Origin of the sequence: Corynebacterium drakensteinense, from assembly GCF_041224285.1 — a bacterium.
GTDB lineage: Bacteria > Actinomycetota > Actinomycetes > Mycobacteriales > Mycobacteriaceae > Corynebacterium.
Genome location: NZ_JAXOFP010000016.1, coordinates 37,603 through 45,694, shown reverse-complemented (window position 1 = coordinate 45,694; position 8,092 = coordinate 37,603). Strand labels below are relative to the sequence as shown.

At 56.3% G+C, this 8,092-nt stretch carries 7 protein-coding genes; 3 read left to right on the top strand and 4 right to left on the bottom strand.

Going from position 1 to position 8,092, the window contains the following annotated elements:
* Positions 1-1,243, top strand: a 1,243-nt coding sequence (locus tag U1140_RS09225; protein ID WP_369847371.1) for an Ig-like domain-containing protein, incomplete at its 5' end; no start/stop codon positions are given.
* A 28-nt stretch (positions 1,244-1,271) separates the two neighbouring features.
* On the opposite strand, the gene U1140_RS09220 is transcribed toward U1140_RS09225, so the two are convergent.
* The 3 genes from U1140_RS09220 to U1140_RS09210 all read right to left on the bottom strand — a co-directional run bounded on the left by U1140_RS09220 (position 1,272) and on the right by U1140_RS09210 (position 5,067).
* Positions 1,272-3,047: an alkaline phosphatase D family protein gene (locus U1140_RS09220; RefSeq protein WP_369847370.1), complete on the bottom strand. Its 1,776-nt coding sequence runs from the start codon at positions 3,045-3,047 to the stop codon at positions 1,272-1,274.
* 242 nt (positions 3,048-3,289) lie between these two features.
* A complete protein-coding gene (locus tag U1140_RS09215; protein WP_369847369.1) occupies positions 3,290-4,093 on the bottom strand; it encodes an ABC transporter permease in 804 nt (267 codons plus the stop codon).
* Entirely contained in the window at positions 4,093-5,067 is a 975-nt protein-coding gene (locus U1140_RS09210; RefSeq protein WP_369847368.1) for an ATP-binding cassette domain-containing protein, read from the bottom strand. The genes U1140_RS09215 and U1140_RS09210 overlap by 1 nt, the downstream gene beginning before the upstream one ends.
* 212 nt (positions 5,068-5,279) lie before the next feature.
* Here U1140_RS09210 and U1140_RS09205 point away from each other — a divergent pair, with 212 nt between their 5' ends.
* A complete protein-coding gene (locus tag U1140_RS09205) occupies positions 5,280-5,993 on the top strand; it encodes a response regulator transcription factor (protein WP_369847366.1) in 714 nt (237 codons plus the stop codon).
* 46 nt (positions 5,994-6,039) lie between these two features.
* Complete coding sequence (locus U1140_RS09200) at positions 6,040-7,617, top strand: sensor histidine kinase (RefSeq protein WP_369847364.1); 1,578 nt, start codon at positions 6,040-6,042, stop codon at positions 7,615-7,617.
* 44 nt (positions 7,618-7,661) lie between these two features.
* Here the strand turns inward: U1140_RS09200 and U1140_RS09195 are convergent, their stop codons facing one another.
* A complete protein-coding gene (locus tag U1140_RS09195; protein ID WP_369847363.1) occupies positions 7,662-8,087 on the bottom strand; it encodes an HIT family protein in 426 nt (141 codons plus the stop codon).
* Between the last annotated feature and the right edge of the window lie 5 nt (positions 8,088-8,092).

Here is an 8,092-nt window from a genome sequence, read left to right as displayed (position 1 = left end):
TACTGTTGGTAAGGGTGGTTCCAAGCATGGTTCTGGTGCGTCTGTTGATGTTCCTGAGTTCCAGCTTGGTGCGGATGATGTTGATCCGAAGTGGGAAGACACAGGTGTCCCACAGGATCAGAATTCCGTAATTATCCCGAACGTTGGTGATCCGTTCCCCGCTGACAAAGAGACTGAACTCAATGTCACGATGGGCCATGGAATACACAACAAGGGCCAGCAAGACTGGGACTTTAAAGTCATTGAAGGCACAGACAGCTTTGAGGTCATCCCAGGTGCGGATGCCCAGGTTGGTGACTCGGTCACCGTTACCGTTGAGGTTAAATACCCGGATGGATCGACGGATACCGAGACCTTTACGGTTACGGTAACCGAACCGGTCGATGGATCCGGCGATGGCACAGATAATGACGATTCAACTACGGACGTAGTTGTGTCCGACGCACCAACGGTCAACCCAGTACACCCGGGTGACAACATCATCACCGGTACTGGTAAGCCAGGTGCCACCATCACTGTCACCGGACCAAACGGTTTCTCCACCACCACAACGGTGCAAGAGAATGGCAACTGGTCTGTCGATCTGACCGGCGGCGCAACCCCAGAAGCGCAGTACATCGTTTCCCAAAAAGACGGTGACAAGAACGAGTCTGATCAGGTACTCGTGACCGTCGGCAAGGATAATGTCATTGTGCCGACCCCAGGTGCCCCAGGTTCGTCTGAACTGCCAGGCTCCTCCTTGGGTTCCAGCAACTTCGACATCCCGAAGCACCTGCAATGCGCTATCTTTGCGGGCGGAGTCACCGCGATCCCACTGATCCTCCTCTCGCCAATGCACAACATGTACGAGATGATGATCAACCCGCACCTGAACGGGCTGCGCGAACAGTTCCACCGCGAACTGCACGCCTTGGATCAGCAAGTCCGCCGTGGTCTCGGTGTCGAAGGACACCCAGCCCTGCAGCTCATGGACCACATCAATGGCCGGGTCAACGAGTTCAACCAGCAACTGGGCCAGTTTGCCCATGACAACCGGCACATCGGCTTGGCAGCAGCCGCCATTGCCGTGGCTGGTCTGAGCTTCCAGCACTGCATGAACACCCAGGAAGCGCCGACCTCATCCGCTTCGTTGGTAGGTTCGTCTTCCTCCTCACAAGAGCAGGCACCAGCCCGCAATGAGGCAAAAGAAGACAACGCTGGCGGAATCGTCGGCTGGTTCCAAGGGCTGTTCAACCGCAACTAACACGCGGTTAAACGCCAACGCCGCCGCGCTAGTACACGGTAGCGCCACGGTCTAACCCGTGGGCTACCGGGCGCGGGCCGGGGTTTCCAGGCTGTACGCTGAAGCTTTTTTCCAACCAGAACGGGGTATCTGGTGTGAGCACATTTTCCACAAAGTGCCAATCACACTGGGTACCCCGTTTGTTGACTTCTACTGCCATATAGCCATTGAAACGCAGGTCGATCCACTTGAACCAGTGATCAACAGCGCGCAACAAATTCTCGCCCTCGTCGATGATGGCACGGGCAGGCTCATGCAATGCTTCATGCCGGGCCAAAGCGGAAAACGGCCCATTAGCAGTAATGGCTGGGGCGATGAATTCCGTAGCGACCGAATCAAAATTCTGCCCATTGCGGTACGCGCGCACGTCGCGGGGAATATCACTCGCCCACGAAGAATGAATATCGCCGGTCAAAAACACAACATTGCGATCTGGCGTATCACCAATTAGATCAATGATCTCCTGGCGCTCCGCCATGTAACCATCCCATTGATCCATATTCAGCCCGACGCCGTCGCCAGGAAGACCGACGGTATCAATCAGCCAATCCTGTAATTTTGGATTAATTCCCGGTGGGATAGTCAGCGGGCTAAACATCACGGCATTCGCAATGATTTGCCATTGTGCTGGCGAAGTAGACACCGCATCCCTAAACCACTCTAACTGCGTATTACCCAACATAGTGCGGTCCGGATCGCCGGCGGCACGAGCAAAGTCCGGGTCAGTGTCTAACAAGTGATCACCAGTACGGATCAACTGGGCATCGCGATACGTGCGCAGGTCAGGGATGATCAGATCCATCAGCTGCCCATACTGCAGGCGTCGGTAAAGATGTTCCGCACCTGCATCTGGATCTACCCGCACTGGCATCCACTCGAAATACGCGCGGGAGGCTGCAGCCTTCAAAGCTGCATAATCTTGGTCTTTATCAAAAGAGCTAGCCGTAGCCCCTTCGCGCCAGTTGTTATCGGCAAACTCGTGGTCATCCCACATGCAGATCATCGGCTTCGCAGCATGGAGCGCCGCCAGATCTGGATCCTCGTGGTACAGCCCCTGGCGCACCCGATAATCCTGCAACGTGGTGGTCTTATGCTGCGGACGTACTTGGCGTGGAGAAGTTTGGTACAGCCCCGGATAGCCACCTTGTTCGTATTCATAGGTGTAATCGCCGAGGTGAATGACGAATTCGAGATCATCACGCTGGGCCATTTCGCGGTATACCTGGAAATATCCCGATTCGTAGTTTGCGCAGGAACACACACCAAAGCGCACAGAATCCAGTTCGGTGTGGGTAGCAGGCGCGGTGCGAGTGCGGCCAAGTGGGGAAGTAGAAGTAGTGGTCCGAACGTCAGGAGCGTGCCCATCTGGCGCCGTCTCCGCGGGAACTTCTGCGTGAAAACGGTAAAAATACGTGGTTGCCGGTTCCAGGCCGGTGACATCCACCTTGACGGTGTGGTCAGTAGCTATGGTCGCCTTTTCAGTTCCAGCGGCGGCGATCGCAGAAAATTCTGGGTCCGTGGAAACTTCCCACCGCACCGGCACATCCGGGCCCAGTTCAGAACCAGGCACTGCCTCGGTAGTGGGCGTTACCCGCGTCCAAATGATGACGCCATTGGGCAAAGGATCCCCGGAAGCCACGGAGTGTAAAAACACATTGTCTTCGTGATCAGTCGGAGCAACGTGGTGCGCAAATTCGGGATCGATCCCAGCACGTGCCTGGGGAGCTAATCTGCCGAGCATCATGGCGCTGCCGGCGGTGGCCATGCCCTGGAGTACTCGTCGTCGAGACGGGCGTGGCCCTGTCGAAGGCGGTGTTAACTCTGCAGCAGAATCTGTGCGCGTAGATGTAAAAGTGGACTGGGAATTGTGTGTGGAGGCTCCCACTGCTTCCTTTCGCGAAGATCGGAGGTAATGAGCAAACAGCCAAAGTATTAGCTAGGGCTTATAGTTCGAACTTCGAGTCTAGAAGCTGAGGTGGGATTATGCAGCTTTATGCCACTGCAGCTTTACGCCTTCCGGTCGTAAGCGCGTACTGCCATTGGGCAAAAGACCACCAAGAAGAACATCGCGCCAATGAGCACCAGTGCAACCGGGTTCTGTAAAGACCATACGTCGGGTGTTTCCAGACCACCGTTGTTACCGAATAAATCACGCAGCGCCTGCACCAATGCAGAAAGCGGGTTCCACTCGGCAAAAATCCGCAGCGGTGTCGGCATGGTCTCTTGCGGCACAAAGGCATTGGACAAAAATGTCAACGGGAACAAGGTAATAAACGTCGCGGAGTTCATCGCCTCAGGGCGTGGAACAACCAAGCCGAGAGTGACCATCAACCACGAAAATGCCCAGACGAACACCAGCAAGAGGAGATAGCCCTGCAGGAAACCGAAGAAGGATTCTGGGCGCCAACCGATTGCCAGGCCCGTCAACACCATCACCAAAAGCGTCAGGCTTGCTAAGAAAATATCGGCGATCGTTCGCCCAAATACCACCGCAGAGCGTGCCATCGGCAACGTCTTGTAGCGGCTGATCAGGCCATCTTTTTTATCGTTAGCGATGAATAAACCGGAAGTCGTGCTACCGAAAATCGCGGACTGCACAAAAATGCCCGGCATCAAAAAATTTTCGTAACTGGTACCGGGCACATTGATTGCACCACCGAACACCTGTGAGAACAGCAGCACGAACATGATCGGCTGCAGCACCGTGAACACGATAATATCGAGCGAACGACGCATCCGAATGAGGTTACGAATGACTACCGCCCGCACGTCGGCAAGCCACATTGCTGGAGTAGAAGTTGGGGTACTCATTAATTGACCGCACCTTTCTGGCCGGTGAGATCCAAAAAGACCTCATCCAAACTCGGCCGTGACATTCCGACATCGTGGACGCCTATTTCGTTTTCCCGCAGCTTTCCGACGACCTGCTGCAATGCTGCCGGGCCATCGTGGACCGACACGCTCAACTCGTTGCCATCCACAGTGACGGAATTGGCGTTGGCGGCGACGTCGTCAAGCAGACTCTGCACGACGTCATGGTCAGCCTGGTTGACCGGCACCACAGAAATGCGCTGGCCGCCGACGGAAGACTTCAGCTCGTCGGCAGTGCCTTCAGCGATGACTTTACCCTGGTCAATCACGCTAATCTGATCGGCTAAATAATCGGCTTCTTCCAGATATTGCGTGGTCAACAGCAGCGTGGTGCCGGAACGCACGCGCTGTTTGATTACCTCCCACAGCGACAGACGGGCGGCCGGGTCCAGGCCGGTAGTGGGTTCGTCGAGGAACAAGATCCGCGGGTCATTAACTAACGAAGCCGCCAAATCTGCACGGCGGCGCATACCACCGGAAAAGCCCTTGATCGGGCGGTCAGCGGCGTGCTGCAAATTGAAAATCTCCAGCAGCTCGTCGGCGCGCTTTTTGGCACCCTTATCGCCCAGGTGGAACAAACGCCCTACCAGCATGAGGTTTTCCCGTGCCGTGAGCTCCTCGTCAATGGTGGCATTCTGCCCGGAGACACCAATGCGGTTGCGCACCTCGTGGCCATTACGGACGACGTCTAAGCCATCGATGGTGACCTCGCCGGAAGTCGGGCGGGTGAGCGTCGTCAAGACCTTGACCGTCGTGGTCTTGCCCGCACCATTGGGCCCCAACAAGCCGCGCACCGTGCCTTCGGGCACATCAAGGTTCAGCCCATCTAAAGCGTGGACGGTCCCGGATTTCGCTGAATACTGCTTGCGCACATTGCGCATGCGTATTAACGCATCATCAGTCTTGGAGGTCATGCTAGCAGCCTAACACCGGTAGGTGATGCCTCATATAAATAAGACCTGATGTCCATCTCACAGCGCATAGCTCACAGACTGTATTCAGTTACTGGTCAGTTAGGTGCAAGTTGATGGCAGTAATAATGAGAAGAAACATGACAGAATTCCCGCGAAATTCACGTCAAAATCTAACTAGCGTACCAGATCTGAGAAAGAAGTCAGTGATACCCATGGACGATTCCGCACATAACGACCCAGTGAAAGTCCTCGTTGTCGACGATGAAGCCAACATTGTTGAGCTATTAACAGTCTCATTGAAGTTCCAAGGATTCGACGTACGTAGCGCCAATTCCGGTACGGACGCCCTGCGCATTGCCCGCGAGTTCCGGCCAGATGCTTATATCTTGGACGTCATGATGCCCGGCATGGACGGCTATGAGTTGCTGCAAAAACTGCGCAGCGAAGGTCTGGAAGGGCCTGTGCTCTACCTGACGGCGAAAGACGGCGTGGAATCGCGCATCCACGGCCTGACCATCGGTGCCGACGACTACATCACCAAGCCATTCAGCCTCGAAGAGGTAATCACCCGCCTGCGCGTGGTGCTGCGTCGCGGCAACGTGCAAGAAGATTCCGCCGAGGAATCTTCTATCTCCTACGCCGATCTGACCTTGAACGACGACACTCACGAGGTCACCAAAGCTGGCGAACTCATCGAACTATCGCCGACAGAGTTCAATCTGCTGCGCTTCATGATGCTCAACAAAGAAGTAGTGCTGTCCAAGGCGAAGATTCTGGATAACGTCTGGCACTATGATTTCGGCGGTGACGGCAACGTCGTGGAATCCTATATCTCTTACCTGCGTCGCAAGATTGATACCGGTGATATGCCGTTGATCCACACTGTGCGAGGTGTGGGCTACGTCTTACGTAAACCACGCCGTTAATACTGCTAATACTGGGCGCTTACTACTGGGCGCTAGAATGACGCAAATGGCTCAGGCGCACAAGAAAACCGAAGAGGCGGCGAAAGAAACGACGAAAAGTCCGCGTCGCTATTCATACCGTAATTACCGGCCGCTGCCCCTGCGCACGTGGCTGGTGGTGCTGACGGTGCTAGTTTGTGCCTTCGGCCTGTTTGCAAGCTCGTTCGCGGTGTATTCCGTGATGCGCGGGGTTTTCTACGAGCGTGTCGACGACGACCTAGTGCAGTCCATGAATGGCTGGGCACAAAACTCTGGGCTTTTCTCGGGCAACCTTTCTGCCAGCCCGCCGACAGACTACGCGGTCATCCACATCTTCCCGGATGGCTCGTCGCGGGTTTATAACGACCGCGATACGCTGCCGCAAATCGCTGATTTGGTGATCGGCGACAGACCACGCAGCGTGCCCAGCGTGGAAGGCTCGCAATTACCAGAGTGGCGGGCCCTAGCGAACCAACACGACGGTGTGGTTACCATCGTCGCAAAGAACCTGGAGCGCGAAGACAGTCTGCTGCAAGGGCTCGCGATGCTGCAGGGTGGGATCAGCCTGCTCATGCTATTTTTTGTCGCACTGCTCTCATTCGCAGTGATTAGACAAACGTTAAAACCACTGCAGATTGTGGAGCGCACCGCCTCCGATATCGCCGACGGTGAGATCGACCGACGCGTGCCGGAATGGCCGCTGAACACAGAGGTTGGTCAGCTGGCGGCTGCGTTGAACATCATGCTGGAACGGCTGCAAGAATCCATTGAAACTGCGCAGTCGAAAGAAGCACAGATGCGCCGGTTCGTCGGCGATGCCTCCCATGAATTACGGACCCCACTGACTTCCCTGCGGGGCTATGTCGAGCTGTATCGCTCCGGTGCCACGGACGATGTGGACCATGTATTCGACACCATCGACGACGAATCTGGGCGCATGAAGCGACTGGTGGAAGACCTGCTGGCGCTCACCCGCGCCGAAGATTCGCGTCTGGAAAAACGCACCGTCGACGTGCTGGAATTATCGCTTGCGGTGGTGGGGTCTGCCCGGGCGGCTTATCCTGACCGCACTATTCGCGTGGAAAACAAAACCCCGGAAATTCCGGTGGTTTCTGGAGACCCCGACCGGCTGCACCAAGTGCTGCTCAACCTGATTACCAACGGTCTCAACCACGGTGGCCCGGATGCCTCTGTCACGGTGACCCTGCGGAAAGGTTGCAGCAATGAGGAGGCTGCTGGGCAAGGCTCCGTTGCTGGCAGCGACGGTGATTCAGGTACTGGAGCTGACGACGCGGGTGCTGGAGCTGACGGCAGCGAGCACACAGAATATGTGTGCATCGACGTTTCCGATGACGGCCGCGGTATGGACGAAGAAGTCGCAAGTTTGATCTTCGAGCGTTTCTACCGCGAAGACCCTTCGCGTTCGCGGGGTGCTGGCGGCGGTTCCGGCCTGGGCCTGGCGATTGTGAAATCGCTCGTCGATCAGCACGGCGGCGAGATCACCGTCGACAGCACGCCGGGCGAAGGCTCCACCTTCACGGTGCGCATTCCTGCGCTCGTGCAGCCGTCGACAAGCGATGACGAAGAAAGCTTCGAAGACTCCTAAAACTGCTCCGGCAGACCCCGCCACCCGGCCCGCAGGCTGCCCTGCTAGATCTTGTTGCCCTCGCTGTTGGTGCCCAACTGCGCGCGCAACTTCTCCGCAGCCTCATCCATCTTCGCGTCATCGGTCTGATCGGCGGGGATCACGTTAGCGAAATTGAAGTCATCCATGCCGCGGGCAGGGAAGACGTGGATGTGGGCGTGCGGAACCTCGAAACCGGCGATGACATAACCCGCGCGCGGCACATCGAAGGCCTCGACCACGGCGTTACCGACTTCAAAGGCAACAGCGTTGAGCCGGGCCCACAGCTCTGGGGCAATATCGGTCCACTTGTCTACTTCTTCAACCGGCACCACCAGTACGTGGCCGTAGGCGAGTGGCTCGATGCTCAAAAATGCGACGACGTCCGAGCTGCGGTAGACGATGCGGCCGGGAAGATCACCGTTGATAACTTTGCTAAATACTGTGCTCATGCCAC